The sequence below is a fragment of the Albidovulum sediminis genome (assembly GCF_025380365.1).
Classification (GTDB): Bacteria; Pseudomonadota; Alphaproteobacteria; order Rhodobacterales; family Rhodobacteraceae; genus Albidovulum; species Albidovulum sediminis.
This window is the reverse complement of the sequence record NZ_JAOCQF010000003.1, coordinates 151,831-176,638: the sequence shown is the minus strand read 5'-3', so window position 1 is coordinate 176,638 and position 24,808 is coordinate 151,831. Positions and strand designations below refer to the sequence as shown.

The 24,808-nt window shown below is 68.3% G+C and carries 17 protein-coding genes; 13 read left to right on the top strand and 4 right to left on the bottom strand.

The annotated features are described in order from the left end of the window. Window positions 1-4: 4 nt before the first annotated feature. The 4 genes from fdhF to N5I32_RS15750 form a co-directional block, all read right to left on the bottom strand. A complete protein-coding gene (gene fdhF, locus N5I32_RS15765) occupies window positions 5-2,884 on the bottom strand; it encodes a formate dehydrogenase subunit alpha (protein ID WP_261496876.1) in 2,880 nt (959 codons plus the stop codon). Continuing rightward, on the bottom strand, window positions 2,881-4,398 hold the full coding sequence (locus N5I32_RS15760; RefSeq protein ID WP_261496875.1) for a formate dehydrogenase beta subunit: 1,518 nt from the start codon (window positions 4,396-4,398) through the stop codon (window positions 2,881-2,883). The genes fdhF and N5I32_RS15760 overlap by 4 nt, the downstream gene beginning before the upstream one ends. Further along, complete coding sequence (locus N5I32_RS15755) at window positions 4,395-4,871, bottom strand: formate dehydrogenase subunit gamma (protein ID WP_261496874.1); 477 nt, start codon at window positions 4,869-4,871, stop codon at window positions 4,395-4,397. The genes N5I32_RS15760 and N5I32_RS15755 overlap by 4 nt, the downstream gene beginning before the upstream one ends. 108 nt (window positions 4,872-4,979) lie before the next feature. After that, window positions 4,980-5,864 carry a LysR family transcriptional regulator gene (locus N5I32_RS15750; protein WP_261496873.1) on the bottom strand — a complete coding sequence of 295 codons (885 nt, stop codon included), beginning with the start codon at window positions 5,862-5,864 and terminating at the stop codon, window positions 4,980-4,982. Between the two features lie 339 nt (window positions 5,865-6,203). On the opposite strand from N5I32_RS15750, the gene N5I32_RS15745 reads away from it, so the two are divergent. The 13 genes from N5I32_RS15745 to pbpC all read left to right on the top strand — a co-directional run bounded on the left by N5I32_RS15745 (window position 6,204) and on the right by pbpC (window position 24,779). Then, window positions 6,204-7,112 (top strand): 2-dehydro-3-deoxygalactonokinase, encoded by a 909-nt coding sequence (locus N5I32_RS15745; protein WP_261496872.1) that lies wholly within the window; start codon window positions 6,204-6,206, stop codon window positions 7,110-7,112. After that, window positions 7,109-7,714, top strand: a complete 606-nt coding sequence (locus tag N5I32_RS15740; RefSeq protein WP_261496871.1) for a 2-dehydro-3-deoxy-6-phosphogalactonate aldolase — start codon at window positions 7,109-7,111, stop codon at window positions 7,712-7,714. Before N5I32_RS15745 ends, N5I32_RS15740 begins: the two co-directional genes overlap by 4 nt. Continuing rightward, a complete protein-coding gene (locus N5I32_RS15735) occupies window positions 7,711-8,601 on the top strand; it encodes an SMP-30/gluconolactonase/LRE family protein (RefSeq protein WP_261496870.1) in 891 nt (296 codons plus the stop codon). Before N5I32_RS15740 ends, N5I32_RS15735 begins: the two co-directional genes overlap by 4 nt. Window positions 8,602-8,734: 133 nt before the next feature. Next, window positions 8,735-10,327 carry an ABC transporter substrate-binding protein gene (locus N5I32_RS15730; RefSeq protein WP_261496869.1) on the top strand — a complete coding sequence of 531 codons (1,593 nt, stop codon included), beginning with the start codon at window positions 8,735-8,737 and terminating at the stop codon, window positions 10,325-10,327. 1 nt (window position 10,328) lies between these two features. Next, complete coding sequence (locus N5I32_RS15725; protein ID WP_261496868.1) at window positions 10,329-11,390, top strand: ABC transporter permease; 1,062 nt, start codon at window positions 10,329-10,331, stop codon at window positions 11,388-11,390. Next, window positions 11,387-12,301 carry an ABC transporter permease gene (locus tag N5I32_RS15720; RefSeq protein ID WP_261496867.1) on the top strand — a complete coding sequence of 305 codons (915 nt, stop codon included), beginning with the start codon at window positions 11,387-11,389 and terminating at the stop codon, window positions 12,299-12,301. The genes N5I32_RS15725 and N5I32_RS15720 overlap by 4 nt, the downstream gene beginning before the upstream one ends. A 49-nt stretch (window positions 12,302-12,350) precedes the next feature. After that, the gene (locus tag N5I32_RS15715) at window positions 12,351-13,184 is read left to right on the top strand and encodes an ABC transporter ATP-binding protein (protein WP_261496866.1); all 834 of its coding nucleotides are present in this window, start codon (window positions 12,351-12,353) and stop codon (window positions 13,182-13,184) included. Then, entirely contained in the window at window positions 13,184-13,939 is a 756-nt protein-coding gene (locus N5I32_RS15710) for an ABC transporter ATP-binding protein (RefSeq protein WP_439648217.1), read from the top strand. Before N5I32_RS15715 ends, N5I32_RS15710 begins: the two co-directional genes overlap by 1 nt. 114 nt (window positions 13,940-14,053) lie before the next feature. Then, window positions 14,054-15,553: a DUF4153 domain-containing protein gene (locus N5I32_RS15705; RefSeq protein ID WP_261496864.1), complete on the top strand. Its 1,500-nt coding sequence runs from the start codon at window positions 14,054-14,056 to the stop codon at window positions 15,551-15,553. Beyond that, the gene (locus tag N5I32_RS15700) at window positions 15,550-16,224 is read left to right on the top strand and encodes a response regulator transcription factor (protein ID WP_261496863.1); all 675 of its coding nucleotides are present in this window, start codon (window positions 15,550-15,552) and stop codon (window positions 16,222-16,224) included. The genes N5I32_RS15705 and N5I32_RS15700 overlap by 4 nt, the downstream gene beginning before the upstream one ends. After that, window positions 16,221-17,201, top strand: a complete 981-nt coding sequence (locus N5I32_RS15695; protein ID WP_261496862.1) for a sensor histidine kinase — start codon at window positions 16,221-16,223, stop codon at window positions 17,199-17,201. Before N5I32_RS15700 ends, N5I32_RS15695 begins: the two co-directional genes overlap by 4 nt. Before the next feature lie 66 nt (window positions 17,202-17,267). Next, window positions 17,268-22,742 (top strand): alpha-2-macroglobulin family protein, encoded by a 5,475-nt coding sequence (locus N5I32_RS15690; protein WP_261496861.1) that lies wholly within the window; start codon window positions 17,268-17,270, stop codon window positions 22,740-22,742. Further along, window positions 22,743-24,779, top strand: a complete 2,037-nt coding sequence (gene pbpC / locus N5I32_RS15685; RefSeq protein ID WP_261496860.1) for a penicillin-binding protein 1C — start codon at window positions 22,743-22,745, stop codon at window positions 24,777-24,779. Window positions 24,780-24,808 lie beyond the last annotated feature (29 nt).

The window sequence follows — 24,808 nt, the reverse complement described above, 5'->3', positions numbered from 1 at the left end:
GCGCCTACTCCGCCGCCGGAAGAATGCGGCGCGACTGCTCGGCCAGAACCGCGTAGTCCTGCTGCCAGCCGGTCGGGCCGTTCGACAGGCCGACCTGCACCGCCGTCACCTTGTATTCGGGGCAGTTCGTGGCCCAGTCCGAAAAGTCGGTCGTGACCACGTTCGCCTGCGTGTCGGGATGGTGGAAGGTCGTGTAGACGACCCCTGGGGCGACCCGGTCCGTCACCTGCGCGCGCAGCGTTGTTTCGCCCGAACGCGATGCGATCCGCACCCAGTCGCCGTCCTTGACGCCGCGGTTCTCCGCGTCGTGCGGATGGATCTCCAGCACGTCCTGGTCGTGCCAGACGACGTTCGCGGTGCGCCGGGTCTGCGCGCCGACGTTGTACTGGCTGAGGATGCGCCCGGTCGTCAGCAGAAGCGGGAAGCGCGGGCCGCTGCGTTCGTCGGTCGCCACGTATTCGGTGACGATGAACCGCCCCCTGCCGCGCACGAACCCGTCGACATGCATGAGCGGCGTGCCCTCGGGCGACTTCTCGTTGCAGGGCCACTGGACCGAGCCCTTCTCCTCCAGAAGGTCATAGGTCACGCCGGCGAACGAAGGCGTCGTCGCCGCGATCTCGTCCATGATCTGGGACGGGTGGGTGTAGGTCCAGCCCGCGCCCATCGCGTTGGCCAGCATCTGGGTGATTTCCCAGTCGGCATAGCCGTTCCGGGGCGCCATCACCTTGCGAACGCGGTTGATGCGGCGTTCGGCGTTGGTGAACGTCCCGTCCTTCTCGAGGAAGGTCGAGCCGGGCAGGAAGACATGGGCGTAGTTCGCGGTTTCGTTCAGGAACAGGTCGTGGACGATCACGCATTCCATTGCGGCAAGGCCGGCGGCCACATGCTTGGTGTCGGGGTCGGACTGCAGGATGTCCTCGCCCTGACAGTAAAGGCCCTTGAAGGTGCCATCGACGGCCGCATCCAGCATGTTGGGGATGCGCAGGCCCGGTTCGGCGTCGATCTCCACCCCCCAGATGTTCTCGAAGATCGCGCGCACCTCGGGGTTCTTCACGTGGCGGTAGCCCGGCAGTTCATGCGGGAACGACCCCATGTCGCACGAACCCTGGACGTTGTTCTGGCCGCGCAGCGGGTTTACCCCCACGCCCTTGCGGCCGATATTGCCGGTCAGCATCGCAAGGTTCGCGATGCCCATGACGGTGGTGGAGCCCTGGCTGTGTTCGGTCACGCCAAGGCCGTAGTAGATCGCCCCGTTGCCGCCGCGGGCAAAGAGACGCGCCGCCGCGCGCAGTTCTGCGGCGGGAACACCCGTCAGCAGTTCCGTCGCCTCGGGGCTGTTGCGCGGATCGCGGACGAACTCGGCGTAGGTCAGGAACTCGTCCCAGTCGCAGCGTTCGCGGATGAAGGCCTCGTCGAAAAGGCCTTCGGTCACGATGGCATGGGCCAGCGCGGTGACCACGGCGACGTTGGTGCCGGGGCGCAGCTGCAGGTGATGCGAGGCCGCGATGTGCGCCGACTTCACCAGGTCGATGCGGCGCGGGTCGATCACGATCAGCTTCGCGCCCTGGCGCAGCCGCTTCTTCAGGCGGCTGGCGAAGACCGGGTGGCCGTCGGTCGGATTGGCGCCGATGACGATGACGACATCGGTATGCTCGACCGAGTCGAAGTCCTGCGTGCCGGCCGAGGTGCCGAAGGTCTGGCCAAGGCCGTAGCCCGTGGGCGAATGGCAGACTCGGGCGCAGGTGTCGGTGTTGTTGTTGCGGAATACCGCGCGGGCCAGTTTCTGGACCAGATAGGTCTCCTCGTTCGTGCAGCGCGACGAGGTGATGACGCCGATCGACCGGCGGCCGTATTTTTCCTGCAGGCCCGACAGGCGCGCCGCGGCAAAGCCGAGCGCCTCATCCCAGGACACTTCGCGCCACGGCTCGTGGATCGTCTCGCGGATCATCGGGTTCAGGATGCGGTCCTGATGCGTCGCATAGCCATAGGCAAAGCGGCCCTTGACGCAGGAATGGCCCCGGTTCGCCTTGCCGTGCTTGTAGGGCACCATGCGCACCAGTTCGTCGCCGTTCAGTTCCGCCTTGAACGAACAGCCCACGCCGCAATAGGCGCAGGTGGTGATGACGGACCGCTCGGGCGTGCCAAGCTCGATCACCGATTTTTCCTGGAGCGTGCCGGTCGGGCAGGCCTGCACGCAGGCGCCGCAGCTCACGCAGTCCGACGACAGGAAATCATCGGCGGCCGCGCCGGCCTTGACCCGGCTTTCGAAGCCCCGGCCCTCGATCGTCAGCGCGAAGGTGCCCTGCACCTCCTCGCAGGCGCGCACGCAACGGGAGCAGACGATGCACTTGGCGGGGTCGTAGGTGAAATAGGGGTTCGACGTGTCCTTCGGGATGTATTCCGGGTTCGGCCCGACGGCGAAGCGCTGTTCGAAGTGGTTCCGGCCCGGCTCATACCGCACATCGCGCAGGCCGACCATGCCGGCCATGTCCTGCAACTCGCAGTCGCCATTCGCGGCGCAGGTCAGGCAATCCAGCGGGTGGTCGGAGATGTAAAGCTCCATCACCCCCTTGCGGATCTTCTTGACCTTGGAGGACTGGGTGTGAACCACCATGCCGGGCGCCACGGGCGTGGTGCAGGATGCGGGCGTGCCGCGGCGGCCTTCGATCTCCACGACGCAGAGCCGGCAGGACCCGAACGCCTCAAGGCTGTCGGTGGCGCAGAGCTTCGGCACCTTGATGCCGGCCTCGGCCGCGGCCCGCATGACCGAGGTACCCTCGGGCACGGTGATCTCGAAACCGTCGATGGTCAGCGTGACCGGCGCGCCGGTGCGGGCGGGGGTGCCCATGTCGCGGTCGTCCTGGGGGATGATGAAGTCTTTCATTCCGCGGCCTCCTTATGGTGGGCGAAATCGTCAGGGAAATGGGTCAGCGCGCTCATCACCGGGAAGGGGGTGAACCCGCCCAGCGCACAGAGCGAGCCGTCCTTCATGGTCTCGCACAGGTCGGTCAGGATCCCCTTGGCATCGGCATCGCCCCGGCGGATGCGGTCGATCGTCTCGACCCCCCGGACCGCGCCGATGCGGCAGGGCGTGCACTTGCCGCAGCTTTCGACCGCGCAGAACTCCATCGCGAACCGCGCCATCTTCAGCATGTCGGCGGTGTCGTCGAAGACGACGACGCCCGCATGGCCGATCAAGCCGCCCTGGCCGTCGAATTCCTCGTAGCCGAAGGGGGTGTCGAACTTCGACACCGGCATGTAGGCGCCCAGCGGCCCGCCCACCTGCACCGCCTTGACCGGGCGGCCGGAGGCGGTGCCGCCGCCGATGTCATTGACCAGTTCGCCCAGCGGCAAGCCGAAGGCGGTTTCGAACAGGCCGCCGTGTTTCACGTTGCCCGCGATCTGGATCGGCATCGTGCCCTTGGACCGGCCAAGGCCGAAACCCGCGTAATGGCCCGCGCCCTTTTCGAAGATCACGGGAACGGTGGCGAGCGACAGGACGTTGTTGACGACCGTCGGCTTGCCGAACAGCCCTTCCAGCGCGGGAAGCGGCGGCTTGGCCCGCACGATCCCGCGCTTGCCCTCGAGCGAGTTCAGGAGCGAGGTCTCCTCGCCGCAGACATAGGCGCCCGCGCCCATGCGGATTTCCATGTCGAAGGCGTGGCCGGAGCCCAGAACGCCCGCCCCCAGGATCCCGGCCCCGCGCGCGGCCCTGACGGCCGCTTCCATCACCTCGATCGCATCGGGGTATTCGGAGCGGATGTAGACATACCCCTTCGTCGCACCGGTACCGAGACCGGCGATGACCATGCCCTCGATCAGGGTGAAGGGGTCGCCCTCCATGATCATGCGGTCGGCGAAGGTGCCGCTGTCGCCTTCGTCGGCGTTGCACACGATGTACTTGCGCTCGCCGCCAGCCTTGCGGACGGTTTCCCACTTGATGCCGGTCGGGAAGCCCGCGCCACCCCGGCCGCGCAGGCCCGATGCGGTAACCTCGGCAACGATGTCGGCAGCGGTCATGCCCAGCGCGCGGCGCAGGCCGACAAGGCCGCCGTGCGCCTCGTAGTCGGCAAGGCTGAGCGGGTCGGTCACGCCGACGCGGGCGAAGGTCAGGCGGGTCTGGCGCGCGAAGAAGGGGATGTCCTCGACCCGGCCAAGGGTTCCAAGCGTGCCGTCGAGCAGCGCGGGAACCTCAGCGGGACTCACCGGGCCATAGGCGCGGCGGGTGCCGTCCTTCTCGACCTCGACCAGAGGCTCAAGCCAGATCATCCCGCGGGAGCCGTTGCGGACGATTTCGACGGCATCGCCACGGCGCTTCGCCTCGGCGGCGATCGCCGCGGCGACATCGTCGGCGCCAAGCGCCTTGGCAGCGCTGTCGCGGGGGACGTAGATCTTCATGCGCCGGCCTCCTTCAGGATCGTCGCCATCTTCGCTTCGTCGACCCGGCCTACGACCTTGCCGTCGACCATCGCCGCCGGGGCGCAGGCGCAAAGGCCCAGGCAATAGACCGGCTCGATCGTCACCGCGCCGTTCCGCGTGGTGCCGTGCCAGTCGAGCCCGAGTTTCGCGAGCGTTGCCTCGGCCAGCGTATCGCCGCCGACGGACTGACAGGCCTCAGCCCGGCAGATCTTGACGACGTGACGGCCTGCCGGGGCCTCGCGGAAGTCGTGGTAGAAGGAGATCACGCCATGGACCTCGGCCTTGCCGATGTTCAGCGCCGCCGCGATCGGATCGACCGCCGCTTGCGGGACGTGGCCAAATTCTTCCTGCATTGCGTGCAGCATGGGAAGAAGCGGGCCTTCCAAGTGCAGATGGTCCGCGATCACCGCCGAAATCCGGTCGGCAGAGGGTTCGCCATTGGGGCGCGGCATGAATTCCTCCGGGTTGCTCCGGCCAACTCTCATGCTCATTCTTAATCGTAAATCAATAACAGATTTCCGTCAATTGATATGAATTCGTGATCAAGCTGACAGTTCGCCTTAAACCTCGGACAATCTGCGGGCCTCCGAGAGCAACGCGCGCAGGACCGGCGTATGCGGTTCACGATAAGGTGCGACCAGCCCCACGACATGATCGCGCGCAGCGCCTGCAAGGGGGATGACATGAAGCGGTTTCCCCGCCGTCAGAAAGGTGGCCATGTCGTCCGGCAGCACGGTCACCCAGCCCCCATTCAGCACATTGGCCACCAGCACGACCGTCGAGTTCGACTCGATTCGCGCCTCGGGGGTGAAGCCCGCCTCCTCGAAATGCCGGTTGATGATGCGGCGGTTCTGCATGTCGGGGGTGAGAAGGCAGAGACGCTGCCCCTCCAGTTCTTCCCAACCCACGCTCTCGCGCCCGGCAAAGGGGGAGTTGGCGTTGCACACCACCGTGTAGCTTTCGTTGTAAAGCGGTTCGGTGCTGACTTTCCCGGTCGGCTCGTTGTCGAGGTAGGAGATGCCGGCGTCGATATCGAGGTTTTCCAGCATCGACAGTATCTCGATCGAGGTGCGCGACAGGATCGTGAAGCGCACGTTCGGATGCTTTTCCCCGAACCGGGTCGTCAGCCTGCCCGCCCATGTCAGCGCGGTCGGGATCGCGGCGATGCGCAGGTGGCCGGTCAGGCCGTCGCGGGAATAGCGCATCTCGTCGCGCAACTGACGCGCGTCGCCAACGATCTGGCGTGCCCAGATCAGCGCGCGGTGCCCTTCCGGGGTAAGCCCGCCGAAGCGCGAACCGCGAAAGATCAACTGAACGCCAAGCTGATCCTCAAGCTGCTTGATGCCGGTCGACAGCGTCGGCTGAGCGATCCCGAGGCTTGCCGCCGCGCGTCCGAAGTGGCCCTCCTTGGCGACAGCGAGGAACATTTCCAGCTTCTCGATCATTCCCCGCGCTCCGTTCCCCTGCGATGGCGGCGCCCCCGCGACGGGAACAGCGGTTGCCTTGCCATCACATCGATACGACTGCGTAGCAGTGCCGGCACCGACAGGGCAAGGCGTTGCAGGCATCGCCTTCGCAGCCGCGGACGGCGATCCTGTAGAAAAAGGCTCTGTTCCAGCCCAAAATGGCCAAGTTCTCACGACCGACTCGCGATCCGCAGTGAACCTGCGCCGCCCCGGGCCTGCGCATGCGGTTTCCCGGTCTGCCCACACTTCCTTTCCGCCGCGGCTTCGGGGAATATACCGGCGGCAGGTGCCCAGGTGATGCGGAACGGTGGTGACGGAATGGACGAAAGGCTGGACTGGATTGCGGTCGACTGGGGCTCGACCCGTATCCGTGCAGTTGCGCTGGGGCCGGAGGGCGTGATCGCCACCGCCGAAGCCGCGAACACCGCGCATCCCGGCGCCGCAGGACACGAAGCTGCACTTGCGGACCTCATCGGCGGCTGGCTTGCCCCGGGCCGCGCAACGCTGGTGATCGCCTGCGGCATGGTCGGCGCCCGCCATGGCTGGACCGAGGCGAAGTATCGCGCGGTGCCCGCCGGAACCGATCCTGCGGAGGCCCTGGTCAGGGCCCCTGCCGCCGATCCGAGGCTCGACCTGCGCATCGTTCCGGGCCTGTCGCAGGACCGGCCCGCCGACGTGATGCGCGGGGAGGAAACGCAGATAGCCGGTTTCATCGCCGGCAACCCCGATTTTGACGGCGTGATCTGCCTGCCCGGAACGCACAGCAAATGGGCGCGGGTCTCGGCGGGCGAGGTGGTCGGTTTCCGCACCGCGATGACGGGGGAGTTGTTCGCGCTTCTGTCCACGCAGTCGGTCCTGCGCCACGAAATGGCGCCGGAGGGCGAAGACCCGGAGGCTTTTCTCGATGGCGTTTCGCGGGCGCTGTCGCGACCCGAAAGGCTTGCCACCGAGTTGTTTTCGATCCGGGCGGAGGGGTTGCTACATGGCCTTGCGCCGCGCGCGGCGCGATCGCGGCTGTCGGGGCTCCTGATCGGCGCCGAACTTGCCGCCATGCGCCCCTTCTGGCTTGGCCAACGGGTTGCGGTCGTCGGGGCGCCCGGGGTGGCGGCGGCCTATGCGCAGGCGCTTGGCGCGCAAGGCGTCGCGGCCGAATGCGCGGAGGGTGCCGACATGGTGCTGGCCGGATTGGCGATGATCCGCGCCCGGATCAGGAGTGCGAGGGCATGAGGCGGCCGCTGATCGCGATCCTGCGCGGGATCACCCCCGACGCGGCCGTGGCCGTCGGCGAGGCCCTGGTGCAGGCGGGTATCACGACGATCGAGGTGCCGCTGAACTCGCCCCGCCCGCTGGACAGCATCGGCGCGCTTGCCGCGGCCCTCGGCGCGCATGCGCTGATCGGGGCGGGAACCGTCCTGACCTGCGAGGAGGTCGCGGCTGTGGCCGAGGCGGGCGGGCGGCTGGTCGTCTCTCCGAACTGCGATCCGGAGGTGATCGCGGCGACGAAGGCGCGGGGGCTGCAAAGCTGGCCCGGCGTGTTCACCCCGACCGAGGCGTTTGCCGCGCTCAGGGCCGGCGCGGACGGCTTGAAGCTATTCCCCGGGAATGTTGCCGGCCCAGCCGGGCTGGCCGCCTTGCGCGCGGTTCTGCCTGCCGGAACCCGCGTCTATGCCGTCGGCGGCGCCGGCCCGGAAAACTTTGCGCAATGGCGCGCGGCCTCGGCCGACGGCTTCGGCTTGGGCACGGCCCTCTATCGCCTCGGTCAGGGCGTGGCGGAGACGGCGGAGCGCGCCGCAAGGGTTGTCGCAGCCTTCGACGAGGCCTGGACATGAGCGGTGTCTTTGACAGCCGGCCCTGCACCCTGGGCGAGGGGCCTCTCTGGCACCCCGAGCGAGAGACGCTGTTCTGGTTCGACATCATCGGAAAAAGGTTGCTGTCGAAAAGTGCGGACGGCACCGCCGAATGGTTCTTCGACGAACATGTCTCGGCCGCGGGCTGGATCGACCGTGACACGCTCCTGATCGCGTCGGAAAGCGCGCTGTTCCGGTTCGATCTGGGCAGCGGAGAAAGAACCGATATGGTTGCGCTCGAACCGGATGACCCCGTCACCCGCTCGAATGACGGCCGCGCCGACCCCTGGGGCGGCTTCTGGATCGGCACGATGGGAAAGGCGGCGCAACCGGAACGGGGCGCGATCTACCGCTACCATGGCGGCGAACTCCGCCGGCTTGTCGCCCGGGTCACCATCTCGAACGCGATCGCCTTTGCGCCCGACCGCCGTTTCGCCACCTTCACCGACACGCCCACGCGCAAGGTGATGCGCCTTGCGCTGGGCCCTGATGGCTGGCCCCGAGGTCAGCCCGAGGTCTGGCTGGATCTCGCCGCGGAAGAGCTGAACCCGGACGGCGCGGTGTTCGATTCGCAGGGGCGGTTCTGGCTGGCGGAATGGGGCGCGGCGCGGGTGTCCTGCTACGGGCCGGACGGAAGCCGGTTGCGGTCGGTGGACTTCCCGGCGCCACACACGTCCTGCCCGGCCTTTGCCGGCCCGGACCTGACCACCCTCTGCTGCACCACGGCCCTACAGGGCATGGATGAGGCGCAACGGGCGGCCTTCCCGCTGGCGGGCCAGACCTTCGCGGCACCGATCGATGCCGCGGGACTGCCCGAGCCGAGGTTTGTCCTTGCATCCGGCACCCAGGCGCGCAGGCCTGCCTCCTGAGCCCATATCTTTCCGCCCCCGGCGCAGCGATTGTCCTTGACTTGGAATTTGACCGGGCGGTTAATCCCAAGGCGGCGCCCTGAACCCGGGCGCGGGGCAAAAGACAACAAAATCAACAGCGGAGAGAAAAGGAATGCTACACAGTCGAACACTGTTGGCTGCCACTGTCGCGGTCTTCGCGCTTCTGGGCGCGCCCGGCGCCCGGGCGGAAACACCTGCCGACACGCTGATCCAGGCCTGGGCGATCGACGATATCATCTCGCTCGACCCGGCGGAGATATTCGAGTTCACAGCGTCGGAAATCGCCGGCAACGCCTATGAGGGGCTGATCGGCTACGACCCCGCCGACGTGACCAAGATCTACGGCAAGATCGCCGAAAGCTGGGAAGTCGCCCCGGACGGGCTGTCGATCAGCTTCAAGATCCGGCCGGGCCGCACTTTCGCCTCCGGCAACCCGATCACGGCCGAGGACGTGGTCTTTTCGCTGACCCGCGCGGTCAAGCTCGACAAGTCGCCCGCGTTCATCCTGACCCAGTTCGGCCTGAATGCCGAGAATGTCGACCAGATGGTGGTGCAGGAAGGCGACGACACCGTCGTCTTCAAGATGGACAAGCCCTACGCGCCGACGCTTCTGCTTTACTGCCTTACCGCCACGGTCGGCTTCGTCGTCGACAAGAAGCTGGTCATGGAGCATGAGGCGAATGGCGACTTCGGCTATGAGTGGCTGAAGACCAACTATGCCGGCTCCGGCCCCTTCACCATCCGCGAATGGCGCGCGAACGAGGCGGTGGTGATGGAGCGGAACCCGAACTATTCGGGCGATCCCGCGCCGATGGCCCGCGTGATCTACCGCCACATCCCCGAAGGCGCGACGCAGCGCCTGCTGCTGGAACAGGGCGACATCGACATCGCGCGTTCCCTCACCGCCGAGGAGATCGACGCGGTGCGCGCGAACCCGGACCTCAAGATCCAGGAAGGGCCGAAGGGGTCGATCTACTACCTTGGCCTGAACCAGAAGAACGAGAACCTCGCCAAGCCGGAAGTGCGGCAGGCGATGAAGTATCTGGTCGACTACCAGGCCATTGCCGACACGATCATGAAGGGCAAGGTCATCGTCCACCAGGCCTTCCTGCCGCGGGGCTTCCTCGGCGCGCTGGAGGAGACGCCGTTCTCGCTCGATGTCGCCAAGGCGAAGGAACTTCTGGCCGCGGCGGGGCTGCCCGACGGATTCTCGGTGACCATGGACACCCGCAACACGCCTGAAATCACCGGCATCGCGCAGGCGATCCAGCAGACGATGGCGCAGGCGGGCATCCAGATGGAACTGATCCCGGGCGACGGCCAGCAGACGCTGACCAAGTACCGCGCGCGCAACCACGACATCTACATCGGCCGCTGGGGCCCGGATTATCAGGACCCGCACACCAACGCCGACACCTTCGCGCGCAACCCGGACAACTCGGACGAAGCCGCATCGAAGCCGCTGGCGTGGCGCAATGCCTGGGATATCCCGGAAATGACGGCCATGGCAGATGCGGCGGTGCTGGAATCCGATCCTGCCAAGCGCGCGCAGATGTACATCGATCTGCAAAAGGAAAGCCAGGAAACCTCGCCCTTCGTGATCATGTTCCAGGAAATCGAGGTTTCGGCGATGCGGGCCAACGTGAACGGCTTCATCGTCGGCCCGTCGTTCAACGACAACAACTATGCCCATGTGACCAAGTGACATGAGCAATTCAACGGATGGCGGAGGGCGCGGCAGCGCCCTCCCTCATGTCCTCGTGAAGGCCGCAAAGCTTCTGGCCACGGTCGCGCTGACCTTCCTGGGTCTGCTTGTCGTCACGTTCCTGATCGGGCGGGTGGTGCCAGTCGATCCCGTGCTCGCGGTCATCGGCGACCGCGCACCGAAATCGGTCTATGACCGCGTCTTCGTGGAACTTGGCCTCGACAAGCCGCTTTACGAGCAGTTCTGGATCTATCTGCAAAAGGTTCTGACTGGCGATTTCGGCGAAAGCTTCCTGACCAAGCGCGCGATCGTCGAGGATATCGCCCGTGTCTTTCCCGCTACCCTGGAACTCGCGACCGTGGCCATCCTCATCGGCACGACGCTCGGCATCCCGATGGGGGTCTGGGCGGCGGTGCGGCAGGGGCGGCTTGCCGATCAGGTGGTGCGCGTCCTTGGCCTTGTCGGCTATTCTGCGCCGATCTTCTGGCTGGGGCTGCTGGGGCTTCTCGTCTTCTACGCGCGGCTCAACTGGGTGGCGGGTCCGGGCCGCGTCGATATCGCCTACGAATACGCGATCACGCCAAGGACCGGCCTTCTGCTGATCGACAGCGCCATGCAGGGCCAGTGGGAGGCGTTCCGCAACGTCTTTTCCCACATCATCCTGCCCGCCTCGCTTCTGGGGTATTTCTCCATGGCCTACATCAGCCGGATGACGCGCAGCTTCATGCTGAACGAACTGGCGCAGGAATACATCATCACCGCCCGCGTCAAGGGCGTGCCGGAATGGCGCATCATCTGGGTGCACGCGCTCCGGAATGCCGCCGTGCCGCTTGTCACCGTGGTGGCGCTTTCCTATGCGAACTTGCTGGAGGGCTCGGTCCTGACTGAAACCGTCTTCGCCTGGCCGGGGCTTGGCCAGTACCTCACCAATTCGCTGCAGAACTCGGACATGAACGCGGTCTTGGGCGGCACGCTGCTGATCGGCGCGATCTTCGTCGGGCTGAACCTGCTGTCTGACCTGCTTTACAGCCTTCTCGACCCCCGCGTGCGGAGGCAGGCATGACCGCGCTTTCCCGCCGGGAATGGCTCCTGTCCGATCAGCCGAAGTCACGCCGGCAGGCGCGGCTGGGCCAGGTCTACCGGACCTGGCTCGCCTTCCGGTCCAACTGGCTCGCCATGGTCGGGCTAGCAATCGTCCTCATCCTGATCCTCGTGGCGGTCCTTGCCGATGTCATCGCCCCCTTCGATCCGGTCATCGGGGGCGATCTGCGCACGGAACGCTTCCTGCCCCCCCTGTCGGAGGGGCACCTGTTCGGCACCGACGACCTGGCCCGAGACATCTTCAGCCGGATCGTGCACGGATCGCGCCTGACGCTGATGGTCGTGGTTCTGGTCGCGGTCATCGCCACCCCGATCGGGCTTCTGGTCGGCACCACTTCGGGCTATTTCGGCGGCTGGACCGATACGGTCCTGATGCGCGTGACCGACATCTTCCTGGCGTTTCCCCGCCTGATCCTCGCGCTTGCCTTCGTCGCCGCCCTCGGCCCGGGGATCGAGAACGCGATCATCGCCATCGCCATCACCTCGTGGCCGCCCTATGCCCGCCTGGCCCGGGCCGAGACGCTGACGATCCGGGACAGCGACTACATCAGCGCCGCGCGGCTGCAGGGTGCGTCTTCGGCCCGCATCCTGTGGTACCACATCACGCCGCTTTGCCTGTCCTCGGTCATCATCCGCGTCACGCTCGACATGGCCGGCATCATCCTGACCGCGGCCGGCCTCGGCTTCCTCGGCCTCGGCGCGCAGCCGCCGCAGCCCGAATGGGGCGCGATGATCGCCTCGGGGCGGCGGTTCCTGATCGACCAGTGGTGGGTGGCGACCGTGCCCGGCATCGCGATCTTCATCGTATCGCTCGGCTTCAACCTGCTCGGCGACGGGCTGCGCGACGTCCTTGACCCGAAGGCCCGCAAATGACCGCGCATTTTCATCTTGCCCGAAATACCTCCGCCGGAGGCTCCCGCCGATGACGACACTCCTGACGGTCGAAGACCTGCGCGTGACCTTCCCGACCCGGCAGGGCCCGTCCGAGGTTGTGCGCGGCGTCAGTTTCACGCTGGGGCGGGAACGGCTGGGGATCGTGGGGGAAAGCGGTTCGGGCAAAAGCCAGACCGGCCGCGCGATCCTGGGCCTGACGCCGCCGCCGGGCAAGGCGATGGCGAAGGTGCTGGACTTCGACGGGATCGACCTGCGCGCCGCATCGCCCGCGACGTGGCGAACCCTGCGCGGCGCGCGCATGTCGATGGTCATGCAGGACCCAAAATTCTCGCTCAACCCGGTGATGACGATAGGCCGGCAGTTGATGGAGGCGCTGAAGTTCGGCGCCACGCAGCCTCGATCCGAGGCCAAGGCGCGCGCCATCGCCATGCTTGAGGCGGTGCAGATCCGCGACCCCGAACGGGTGTTCCGCGCCTATCCGCACGAGCTGTCGGGCGGCATGGGACAGCGCGCCATGATCGCGATGATGCTGGTCACCGAACCGGACCTCCTGATCGCGGACGAACCGACCTCGGCGCTCGACGTGACGGTGCAGGTCGAGGTGCTGCGCATCCTCGACCGCCTCGTGGCCGAACGTGGCATGGGGCTGATTTTCATCAGCCATGACCTGCGGCTGGTGTCGTCCTTCTGCGACCGGGTGCTGGTGATGTATGCCGGCCGCGTGGTGGAGGAACTGAAGGCGTCGGAACTCAAGCAGGCGCAACACCCCTACACGCGCGGGTTGATGAACTGCCTGCCGCAGATCGAGGGCGGCCAGCGTCCGCTGCCGGTGCTGGAAAGGGATGCCGCATGGGCGAGGTGATGCTGTCGGTCGAGTCGCTCGGGGTCACGTTCACCCGTGGCGGCGATACGGTGCGCGCCGTCCGCGGGGTTTCGTTCGATGTGGCCAGGGGCGAAAGCTTCGGCATCGTGGGTGAGTCGGGTTCGGGCAAGTCGACCGTGCTTCGTGCGATCTGCGGGCTGGCGCCGACCAGTGCCGGGCGGATCGCGCTGGGCGGGCAGACGCTCGCGACGCCAAGGCCCGCGACCTTCTACCGGCAGGTCCAGATGGTGTTCCAGGACCCCTACGCCTCGCTCCATCCCCGCCACACGGTGGACAAGGTCCTGTCCGAGCCGCTGGCGATCCACGGCTTCTCCGACCGCGAGGCGCGGATCGAACAGGCGCTGGCGGACGTGGGCCTTGGCCCCTCCTTCCGCTTCCGCTATCCGCACCAGCTTTCCGGCGGGCAGCGGCAGCGTGTCGCCGTCGCCCGCGCGCTGATCCTCGAGCCGCAGATCCTGCTGCTTGATGAGCCCACGTCGGCGCTCGATGCCTCGATCCAGGCAGAGGTTCTGAACCTTCTCGACCGGCTCAGGGCCGAACGGGGCCTGACCTACCTGATGGTTTCCCACGATCTGGCCGTCGTTGCGCACATGTGCGAGCGGCTGATCGTCATGCAGCACGGGCTTGCGGTCGAGGAGCTGACGCGCGCTGCCCTGGCGGCGCACCGGGCCGAAACCGACTATACCCGGGCGCTCCTGGCTGCATCTGCCGGTTACACCCCGGCAACGGCCTGATCCGCGCGGCCTGTCGCGGACGGTCACCACCGTCCTGCGCATTTCCTGCACGTTCCCTCACCACCTTCTGCGCGGCGCCAGGTGCAGCCTTCCCGCGCAGCAGGAGGGAAAGTGATGCACAGATACTATTCCGTCGCCGGAGTGCCGGCGTCAGTCGCGCTGGATGGCTGGTGGCTTGATGCGGCGACAGAAGATGGCGGCCGCGAAGGGCGGCCACCCGCGCCGCCCCCGGCGTCGGGCGGGTCGCGCCGGGTGCAGGGCCACGGCCTGCGCCTGCTTCTGATCGCGGGGCTGGCCGATCTGCTTTTCTGGCGCCAGACCCCCGGCCTGTCGATGGCGCTTTTCGCGGCGGGGGTGTTTCTTGTGGCCTGCGCGGATGCGCGCCCGCGAAAGGTGCTGCTTCGGCCAGCCGCCCTTCTGGCCGCGGCTGCCGCGCCCGTGGTCGAACTGGCTCAGCCCCTTTCGGTCGCGTTCCTGATCGCGGGGCTGACGGCCGCGATCGTGCTGTGCCGCGCGCCCGGTGCAGGGGGCGGGCAGTCTGGCACGGCCGCGCTGCGCCTGGCCGCGCGCCTTCCCTTCGGCGGTCTCGGGGCGTTCGTGGCCTGGCTCGGAACCCTCGACCTGCGTTCGTGCACGGGACAGGCCGGTGCCGGCCCAGACAACGCGTTGCTGCGGGGCGCCTTGCGCGACTGGGGGTTTCCGGTTGCCGGGCTGGTGGCCTTCGGCGCGCTGTTGGCAGAGGCCAACCCGCTCCTGTCGCGGGCGCTGACGCAGGATCTCGACCTCCCGAGCCTGATGCAGCGCGGCGCGTTCTGGATAGGGTTCGGGCTTCTGGCCTGGCCGCTGCTCGACCGCATGGCACCGTTCCCGGCCCATGCCCCGCGGCCTTCGTGGCGCCTGCCGCACCTTGGCATCAACGCCCGATCCACGCTCAGGGCGCTTTGGGTCTTCAACCTGCTGATCGGCGGCCAGAATGTGCTGGATCTCGCGATCCTGACCGCCGGCGCGGAGCTTCCCGACGGGATGTCGCATGCGAGCTATGCCCATCGGGGCGCCTATCCGCTGCTGGCGACGGCGCTGCTGGCAGGCGCCTTCGCGCTGGCCGCGCGGCCCTATCTGGACACAAGGCGCAGTCTCAGGCCGCTTTTGCACCTGTGGCTGGCGCAGAACCTGCTCCTGTGCCTGTCCGCGGCCCTGCGCCTTGACCTCTACGTGGCGGCCTACGGCCTGACCTATCTGCGCCTGCATGCCTTCATCTGGATGGGCCTTGTCGCCGGGGGCCTTGCGCTGACCGCCTGGCAGATCGGGCGCGGCCTGCCGAACCGCTGGCTGCTCTCGCGCGCAGCCACGCTTGGCTTCGGAACGCTTTACGCCTGCGCCTTCGTCAACTTCGCGGCGATCATCGCGACGCACAACCTGACCCGTGCCGAGCCGGACTGGGACTACCTCTGCGCTCTTGGCCCCACCGCCGCCGCGGCCCTTGCGGCCAGTCCTCAACCGCTGCCCTGCACGATCGCCGCGCCACGGATCGAAGGCTGGCGGGATTGGGGCTTTCGCAACTGGCGCGTGTCCCTCTATCTTCAGCCCACCCTGACCGGAGTGCGTGGGGAATGAAGATCCTGATCGTCGACGATGACCCGCGGTTGCGCGAACTCGTGACCATGACGCTCGAACGCGCGGGGTTCGCGACCGTCACGGCGGCAGACGGCCAGCGCGCGCTGATCCATGTCGCGCGCGAGGCGCCGGATCTGGTCGTGCTCGACGTCGGCCTGCCGGAAATGGAGGGGTTCGAGGTCTGCCGCCGCATCCGCGCGCAAGGCGATGTGCCCATCCTCTTCCTGACCGCACGCGATGACGAGATCGACCGCGTCCTCGGCCTGGAGATGGGCGCGGACGACTATGTGACCAAGCCCTTCAGTCCGCGCGAACTGGTGGCCCGCGTGCGCGCCATCCTCAAGCGGACGCATGGCGGGGCGCGGGCAGCGCCTTTGCACCATGGCCGGGTTTCCCTCGATCGCTTATCGCATGTTTGCCGGGTCGACGGCGCCGATGTTGCGCTGACCGCGACCGAGTTCCGGCTGCTTGGCCTTCTCCTCGCCCAGCCGGCGCGGCTTGTCGGCCGGGCGCAGCTGATCGCCGGGATCTGGGGCGCGCGCAGCCAGGTCTCTGACCGGACGCTGGACAGCCACTTGCGCAACCTGCGCCGCAAGCTTGCCGATGCGGGCTGCGCGGATGCCGTCGAGACCGTGCACGGGGTCGGTGTCCGGATGGGGCCGTGCGCATGAACCGGCGCTGGCGACCCTCGCTCGGCTTTGTCCTCGGCGGGGCGCTGGCCGGAACGCTGGCGATGTCCTTCGCGGGGCTGATCGCGCTCAGATACCTCGGACCGGAGATCGGGTTCCGAAATGCCGCCTACCTTCTCGGGGCGGCGATCATAGTGCTGACGGCGGGGCTGGGCTGGCTTCTGGTGCGGCTCCTGCTACGCCCGATCGCGGCGCTGGAGCGTTATGCCTCCGATCAGGTTGTCGGCGGCCTTTCCGGCCCGGTGCCGCCGCCCGCGCATTTCGGAACGCGGGAACTGCACCGCACCGCACGCAGCGTCATGGACATGGCCGAAACCCTGCGCGACCGCGAAGCGACGATCCGAAGTTATACCGACCATGTCACGCATGAGTTGAAGTCCCCGGTCGCGGCAATCCGCGCGGCGGTCGAACTGATCGAGGATGGCGGCACGCTGGCGCCGGGTGACCGGAGACTGCTGGGCGAGATCGACGGCGCGCGCGCACAGATCGAGGACCGGCTTGCCGCGCTGCGCGCCGCTGCCCGCGCCCGCGAAACGCGCTATCTTGGACAGACCGTGCTGGCCGATCTGGTGCCCGCCCTGCAGCAGGACCATCCGGACCTTGTCCTGAGACCGATCGGCGGCGAAGGGGTACTGCCGATGTCTGCCGGTGGCCTGCGCGTGGTGCTTGGGCAACTGTTGCGAAACGCGGCGGAAAGCGGGGCAGGTCAAGTGACGCTGCGTCTGGAGCGGGGCCGGGAAGGCGTGTCGCTGACCGTCGCCGATGACGGGCGAGGAATTTCCCCCGGCAATGCCGCGCGGATTTTCGAGCCGTTCTTCACCACGCGGCGGGACAGTGGCGGGACCGGCATGGGCCTGTCGATCGTGCGCAACATCCTGGCCGCCCATCGGGCCGAGATCGTCCTGCTTCCCGCGCCGTCGGGGGCCGCCTTCCGTCTCGGATTTCAATCGCCCGCCTAGGCCCTTCGCGATTGCGTCCCTATCCGGGCCATGGCACCCTTGATCCGTTGGTTACAGGAGGTTCGCATGCGCCTGCCGGGGTTCTGTCTTTTTGCAACTCTTGCGATCATCGGCACGGCGGCGCTCGCCCAGGATCGGGAGTTGATTCCCGAACGGCGGCTGGTCTTGTCGGCAGACGTGGATTTCTACGGGTCGGACCTGCGCGCGCTGTTCGACACGACAAGCGAGGCCTGTTCTGCCGCCTGCCTGGCCACGCCCGATTGCCAGGCGCTGACGTTCAACGCCCGGTCCAACGCATGTTTCCTCAAGTCGGATGTCACGGAAGAACGCCCCTACGCGGGCGCGATCTCGGGCCGGGTTTACGCGACGGACCCGCAGGTTCTGGAACGCGCTCCGGCACGCGCTCAGGACCTGCGCTTTCTCGGGGAGATCAGCCTTGACGACGCGCTCGCCCTGGCGCGGGATCTGGCGCAGCGCCACATCGGCGCGACCATGCCGGCCGACGATCTTCTGGCTGCGGCTGCTGCCGCCCGTGCGACGGGCGATGTCGCCGCGGCGATGCGGCTTCAGGGCGCGGCGCTCACCCTTACGGATGCGACTCCCGACTGGACAGAATATGCGGACCTGCTGCTCGCCTTCGGCGAGACGGAGGGCGTCGATCGCGGCTGGGCGGCGCGCACCGCCGTTTCTGCTGCGGTCAACGCCTATCTTCGCGCCGACAGATCCGCGCACCGCGCCAATGCCCTGCATGTCCTGGCGCGCGCGCTGGAAATGGCAGACCGCGGGCGCGACATGATCCCGGCGCTGCGACTGGCGCAGGAAGTTCAGCCACGCGACGAGGCAGCCGCCCTGCTTGATGTGGCGGTCGGGAAGTACGGCTTCAGGATACTTGAGCACCGGGTCGAGAGCGAAGGCGCCATTCCGCGCATCTGCGTGACCTTCACCGATTACCTGAACGGCGACGGGGTCGACTATGCGCCCTTCGTCGCCCTGCCCGAGGCGGGGCTTGCCGTCGAAAGCGACGCGGATAACATCTGCGTCAGCGGTGTCGAACATGGCAGGCGCTACGCGATCACCTTCCGGCAGGGCCTGCCCGCCGACGATGGCGAAGTCCTGATGAAGGATGTCACGATCCAGGCTTACGTCCGGGATCGTGCGCCGGCGGTCCGGTTCCCCGGGCGCGCCTACATCCTGCCGCGCGCGGCCGAGACGGGCATTCCGGTCGAAACCGTGAATGCGCCGGCCCTCACGCTCAGCCTTTGGAGCGTCTCGGATCGCAACCTGGTCGGCGCCTTCCGGGACGATTTCATCGGCCGGCCGCTTGACTACTGGACAGCCGAATACTTCACCAGCCAGTACGCCGCCGAGGTCTGGCGCGGAGAGGCGGATACCGCCCGGGCCGATACGAACCGCGATGTGACCACGCGCCTGCCGCTCGACGCGGTGCTCAAGGACCTCGGGCCCGGCATCTACGCGCTGCGGGCGGCGGTGAAGGACACCGACCCCGATCTCATTCCATCGGCGACGCAGTGGTTCGTGATCTCCGACATCGGGTTTGCGACGATGCAGGGGGCGGACGGGCTGCATGTCTTTGCGCGCAGCCTGAACGACGCGTCTGCCAAGGCCGGCGCGACCGTGCGGCTTTATTCGCGCGCGAACGCCGAGATCGCGTCGGCTGAGACCGATGCAGACGGCTATGCCCATTTCCCGCCCGGCCTCGTGTCCGGCACGGGCGGGCTTGCCCCCGCCCTGCTGACCGTCGAGAGGGACGAGGATTTTTCCTACCTGTCGCTGACCGAGCCGGAGTTCGACCTGTCCGACCGTGGGGTGGCCGGCCGGGCGGCGGCGCCGGCGATCGACGTGTTCCTGTCCACCGACCGTGGCGCCTACCGCGCGGGCGAGGTGGTGAACGCGACGATCCTGGCGCGCGACGCGCACACCGTCGCGATAGAGGGACTTCCCCTGACCGTTCGGCTGCTGCGCCCGGATGGTGTGGAATATGCCCGCAGCCTCGCCCCGGACGCGGGCGCAGGGGGGCGCGCGGTGACGTTCGCGCTGGCCGGTTCGGCCCCGCGCGGCACCTGGCGCATGGAGGCGCGCGCCGAGGAGGACGGGCCGGTCCTGGCCTCGCAGGCCTTCCTGGTCGAGGATTTCCTGCCCGAGCGGATAGATTTCGTCCTGTCGATGGCCGAGGGGCCGTTGCGCTTGGGTGAAGCCGCCGCAATCGACATCGACGCGCGCTACCTGTTCGGCGCGCCGGGCGCCGACCTGCCGATCGAGGGCGACTACCGGATCAGCGCGGCGGGCGAACTGCCGGGGCATCCCGGCTTCCGCTTCGGCCGCGAGGATGCGGAGTTCCCGATCTATTACGACTATATCGCCGACCCCGGCGCCACCGACGCCGAGGGCAAGGCATCGCTTCGGGTGTCGCTGCCCGAGCTTGGGGCCGATGCGATGCGGCCGCTGTCGGTGCGCTACGGCATTCGCCTGTCCGAAGGATCGGGCCGTCCGGTCGAACGGACCATCGATCGGCTGGTGCTGCCCGATGTGCCGGTCATCGGCATTCGCCCCGCCTTTGCCGATGGCGTTTCGCCGCAGGGCGTGCCGGCCGAGTTCCAGTTGATCGCGGTCGGGCCGGACGCCCGGCCCGCGCCGCTTCGGGTCAAGTGGCGGCTCAACCGGCTGGAACGGCGCTATCAGTGGTATGCGCTTTACGGCGAATGGAACTGGGACGTGACCACGACGCGAACCGTCGCCGACGAGGGCGTGGCGGATCTGGGGAGTGAGCCGGTCCGTGTCGCGGGCCGTGTCGACTGGGGTGAATACGAACTGGTCGTCGAAGCCGCCGATGGCGGCGCGGGGGCGGCGTCGGTGTCCTTTTACGCCGGCTGGTACGTTCCCGCCGATACCGCCAGCACGCCCGACACGCTCGAGCTTGCGCTGGACCGGGCGGAGTATCGGCCGGGCGATACCGCCCGCGTCCAAATCACGGCGCGCGCGGCTGGCGTGGCGCTGGTCAATGTCGTGTCGAACCGGCTGATCGCGATGAAGGCGGTGCCCGTCGTCGAGGGGGCAAACACCGTCGATCTGCCGGTGACGGACGATTGGGGGGCAGGGGCCTATGTGACGGCCTCGGTCCTCAGGCCGATGGATGTGGCGGCGGGGCGGACACCCGCGCGCGCGCTGGGCCTGTCCTACGCCAAGGTCGATCCGGGGATCAGGCGCCTGGCCACGGAGATCGAGGTTGCGGGAGAGGTCGACCCGCGCGGCCCGCTGCCGGTCGCGGTCAGGGTGGAGGGGATTACCCCGGGCGAAACCGCGCAGGTCACCATCGCTGCGGTCGATGTGGGCATCCTGAACCTGACCGCCTTCAAGGCGCCCGATCCGGTGGACCACTACTTCAGCCAACAGCGCCTTGGCATGGCGATCCGCGATGTCTACGGCCGCCTGATCGACGGCCAGAACGGCGCCATGGGGCAGGTCCGTTCGGGCGGGGATGCCGGGGCTGCGCGGCTTCAGGCGCCGCCCCCGACCGAAGAGCTTGTGGCCTACTTCTCCGGCCCGCTGACCGTCGGCGCGGATGGCTACGCCCGCACGGAATTCGCGCTGCCTTCGTTCAACGGCACCGTGCGGGTCATGGCCGTGGCGTGGTCGAAATCGGGGGTGGGCAAGGCCGAACAGGATGTGCTGGTGCGCGATCCGGTCGTTGTCACGGCTTCGGTCCCGCGCTTCCTTGCGCCGGGCGACGAAAGCACGCTCAGGCTCGAGATCGTGCATGCCACCGGCCCGTCCGGCCGGATGGGGCTGGACGTCACCGCCGAGGGGCTGGGGCTGGGCGCGGCGCCCTCAGGCGTCGATCTGGAAGACCAAGGCAAGGCAAAGCTGTCGATCCCCCTGACCGCCCCCGCGGGCGAGGGGGATGCGTCAGTCCGGATTGCCCTGACAACCCCGGATGGCCGCCAGCTGACCAAGGTGCTGACGGTTCCCGTCCGCTCCAACGACCCCGAGACGATCCGGCAGCACCAGTTCACGCTGGCCGCGGGGGCGTCCTTCACGCTCGATGACAACGTCTTCGCCGATTTCGTTCCGGGAACGGGGCGCGCGACCCTTGCGCTGGGCCCGATCGCCCGGTTCAACGCGCCCGGCATCCTGGCATCGCTGGACCGTTACCCATACGGCTGCACCGAACAGATTGCGTCGCGGGCGCTGCCGCTTCTGTATTTCGAGGAACTGGCCTCTGCCCTGGGCAACGCCGGGGATGCCGGTGGTATCCGTCAGCGCCTGCAGGAGGCAGTCGGACAGGTTCTGCTGAATCAGTCCTCCTCGGGCGGGTTCGGCCTCTGGTACCCGGACTCGGGCGATCTCTGGCTCGATGCCTTCGTGACCGACTTTCTCAGCCGCGCCCGCGCGCAAGGCTACGACGTGCCGGACACGGCGTTCCGAAACGCGCTCGACAACCTCCGCAACCAGCTCAACTACGCGGCGGAGTTCGACTCCGATGGCGGGCCTTTCGCCTATGCGATGATGGTTCTGGCCCGCGAGGGTGCGGCGGTCCTGGGCGATCTGCGCTATTACGCCGACGTCAAGGCGGATGCCTTCGACACCCCGATTGCGGCGGCGCAGCTTGGCGCGGCACTGGCCTTCTACGGCGACCAGCGCCGGGCGGACGCGATGTTCCGGCAGGCCGCCGACATCCTGTCGCGCGACGGAACGCTGGCGGGTTCGGGGCAGGAGGCGCAACTTTGGCGGGCGGACTACGGATCCGGCCTGCGTGACGCGACGGCGCTTCTGGCACTGGCGGCAGAGGCGGGGTCGGAGGCGGTGCCACAGGATGCCATCGGGCAATCGGTGGCCGCCCATCTCGCCTCTCGCCGGCTGTCCACGCAAGAGGCGACCTGGGCGCTGCTGGCGACGCACGCGATCCTTGCGACCGATGCCGGGGTCCGCTTCACCGCCAACGGGGAGCCGTTGACGGGCCCCCTGGTGCGCGCGCTGGCCGATGGGGCGGGTGAGGGTGAGGCGCAGGTCATCACCAATGCCGGCCAGACCGAGGCGACGCTGACGCTGTCCACCTTCGGCGTTCCCTCTACGCCCGAACCTGCCGGGGGCAACGGCTATGCCATCACCCGGACCTGGTACACCCTGGAAGGCGAGGCGGTGGACCTTTCATCGGTGGCGCAGGGCACGCGACTGGTGGCCGTGGTCGAGGTCACGCCCTTTGGCGGCGGCGGCGCGCGGCTGATGGTGAACGATCCGCTGCCCGCGGGTTTCGAGATCGACAACCCGAACCTTCTGCGCGGCGGCGACATCGCCGCATTCGACTGGCTCGACACCATCGGCGATACCCGGTCGGTCGAGTTCCGCCAGGACCGGTTCCTTGCGGCGGTCGACTGGACCTCTGCCGAGACGTTCCGGCTGGCCTATGTCGTCCGTGCGGTGTCGCCGGGCAGCTACCGCCTGCCGGCGGCCACGGTCGAGGACATGTATCGCCCCGACTACCGCGCGCGTTCGGACGAAGGCCGGGTGACGGTGGCAGAGTAGATGCGGGCCCGGGGCTTCTTCCTCGCGGCGGCGCTCCTGTTCGGCGGCGGGCTTGCGCGCGATGGCTTCGATAGCTGGGTGGCCGCGACGGCCCTGCCGCCGCTCGCTGTCGAAACCTCGGTCGAGGTTCGCGACCGTGACGGCGGGCTTTTGCGCGCCTTCACCGTCGCTGACGGACGCTGGCGGCTTGACCCGGGCGCCGTCGATCCGCTCTTCCTCGACATGCTCGTGGCCTATGAGGATCGGCGGTTCCACGACCATCAGGGCGTCGACGCCATGGCGCTCCTGCGGGCGGCGGGGCAGGCGCTGGCGAACGGACGGATCCTGTCCGGCGGGTCCACGCTGACCATGCAGGTCGCCCGGTTGCTGGAGGACAGCGGGACCGGGCGCTGGTCCGGAAAGCTTCGGCAAATCCGTGTGGCCCTTGCGCTGGAGCGTCGGCTGACCAAGCCCGAAATCCTCGATCTCTATCTGCGGCTGGCGCCCTATGGCGGCAATCTGGAAGGGGTGCGCGCCGCATCGCTGGCCTATTTCGGCAAGGAACCGCGCCATCTTACTCCTGCGGAGGCAGCACTTCTGGTCGCGATCCCGCAAAGCCCCGAACGGCGCCGCCCCGACCGCTTCCCCGCCGCCGCGGAAGAGGCCCGCGCCCGCGTTCTTCAGCGGATGGAAGCGGCGGAGATGCTGTCGCCCGAACGCGCCGTGGCCGCGGGGAAGGAACGGGTCCCCGTACTCCGCCGCGATTTCCCCGATCGCGCGCCGCTCCTGTCAGCGGCGTTGCGGCGGGCCGATCCTGCGGCGCGGCTGCACCTGACGACGCTGGACGGCGGCCTTCAGAGCGCGCTGGAAACGCTCGCGAAAGAGGCGGCGGACAGGGCGGGCGACCGGCTGTCGGTGGCCATCGTGGTGGCCGATCATCGCACCGGCGAGATCCTGGCCTCGGTCGGCACCGCGGAATGGGCGGACGAAGGGCGCACCGGATTCGTCGACATGACGCAGGCGCTGCGCTCGCCCGGGTCGACGCTGAAACCCTTCGTCTACGCGCTGGCCTTCGATCAGGGCCTGGCCCATCCGGAGACCCTGATCGACGACCGGCCCATGGCCTTCGGCGTCTACGCGCCGCAGAATTTCGACCGCAGGTTCCGCGGAACCCTGCCGGTGCGAGAGGCGCTGATCCAGTCGCTGAACATTCCCGTGGTCAGCCTGACCGAGGCGCTGGGCCCGGCCAACCTGCTGGCGGCCCTGCGGCGGGCGGGGGCCCGGGTCGAGGTGCCGGGCGGCCAGCCTGGGCTCGCCGTCGCGCTCGGCGGACTTGGCATCTCGCTCCAGGATCTCGTGCAGGGGTACGCGGGGCTGGCGCGGCTGGGCCGGCCCGTGCACCTGTCCGCCCTGCCGGGCGGGGCCGGCGATCTTTCCCAACGCCTTGTCGCGCCAGAGGCGGCCTGGCTGGTCGCAGACACGCTGTCCCGCCTGCCGCCCCCCGCCGGGGCCGCGCCCGGAAGGCTCGCCTACAAGACGGGCACGAGCTATGGCCATCGTGACGCGCTGGCGGTGGGCTTCGACGGGGCGCATGTGGCCGGTGTGTGGATGGGGCGCGCGGACGGAACGCCGGTGCCCGGCGCCTTCGGGGGCGACCTTGCGGCGCCCATCCTGTTCGAGGTCTTCGGGCGGCTGAAGCCCCGCTTCGATCCGCTGCCGCCGCCCCCGCCCGCGACGCTGATCCTGCCCAACGCGCGCCTGCCGCTGCCGCTGCGCGCGTTCCGGCCCCGAGGTGCCGCGCTGGCATCGGCCACACCCGACGCCCCCAAGGTCGCCTTCCCCCCGGACGGGGCCGAGGTCGAGGCACCCGACGGCACGCTTGCCGTGCGCGTCCGCGACGGCGCGGCGCCCTTCCTGTGGATGGTGAACGGGGCGCCTGCCGCCCTTGGCCAGACCGGACCCGAGACGCACCTTTCACTCGGCGGGCGCGGCTTCTACCGGCTCTCGGTGATCGACGCCGAAGGCCGAAGCGCGGCCGTGTCGGTGACGGTGAACTAACGGCCTGACTCTGGTTCAGAGCGCCGGCA

Coding starts and splice junctions, on each gene's coding strand:
- pbpC (WP_261496860.1), top strand. CDS start 22,743: ATGCGGGCCCGGGGCTTCTTCCTCGCGGCGGCGCTCCTGTTCGGCGGC.
- N5I32_RS15725 (WP_261496868.1), top strand. CDS start 10,329: ATGAGCAATTCAACGGATGGCGGAGGGCGCGGCAGCGCCCTCCCTCAT.
- N5I32_RS15735 (WP_261496870.1), top strand. CDS start 7,711: ATGAGCGGTGTCTTTGACAGCCGGCCCTGCACCCTGGGCGAGGGGCCT.
- N5I32_RS15740 (WP_261496871.1), top strand. CDS start 7,109: ATGAGGCGGCCGCTGATCGCGATCCTGCGCGGGATCACCCCCGACGCG.
- N5I32_RS15745 (WP_261496872.1), top strand. CDS start 6,204: ATGGACGAAAGGCTGGACTGGATTGCGGTCGACTGGGGCTCGACCCGT.
- N5I32_RS15750 (WP_261496873.1), bottom strand. CDS start 5,864: ATGATCGAGAAGCTGGAAATGTTCCTCGCTGTCGCCAAGGAGGGCCAC.
- N5I32_RS15715 (WP_261496866.1), top strand. CDS start 12,351: ATGACGACACTCCTGACGGTCGAAGACCTGCGCGTGACCTTCCCGACC.
- N5I32_RS15710 (WP_439648217.1), top strand. CDS start 13,184: ATGCTGTCGGTCGAGTCGCTCGGGGTCACGTTCACCCGTGGCGGCGAT.
- N5I32_RS15695 (WP_261496862.1), top strand. CDS start 16,221: ATGAACCGGCGCTGGCGACCCTCGCTCGGCTTTGTCCTCGGCGGGGCG.
- N5I32_RS15690 (WP_261496861.1), top strand. CDS start 17,268: ATGCGCCTGCCGGGGTTCTGTCTTTTTGCAACTCTTGCGATCATCGGC.
- fdhF (WP_261496876.1), bottom strand. CDS start 2,884: ATGAAAGACTTCATCATCCCCCAGGACGACCGCGACATGGGCACCCCC.
- N5I32_RS15705 (WP_261496864.1), top strand. CDS start 14,054: ATGCACAGATACTATTCCGTCGCCGGAGTGCCGGCGTCAGTCGCGCTG.
- N5I32_RS15720 (WP_261496867.1), top strand. CDS start 11,387: ATGACCGCGCTTTCCCGCCGGGAATGGCTCCTGTCCGATCAGCCGAAG.
- N5I32_RS15700 (WP_261496863.1), top strand. CDS start 15,550: ATGAAGATCCTGATCGTCGACGATGACCCGCGGTTGCGCGAACTCGTG.
- N5I32_RS15760 (WP_261496875.1), bottom strand. CDS start 4,398: ATGAAGATCTACGTCCCCCGCGACAGCGCTGCCAAGGCGCTTGGCGCC.
- N5I32_RS15730 (WP_261496869.1), top strand. CDS start 8,735: ATGCTACACAGTCGAACACTGTTGGCTGCCACTGTCGCGGTCTTCGCG.
- N5I32_RS15755 (WP_261496874.1), bottom strand. CDS start 4,871: ATGCCGCGCCCCAATGGCGAACCCTCTGCCGACCGGATTTCGGCGGTG.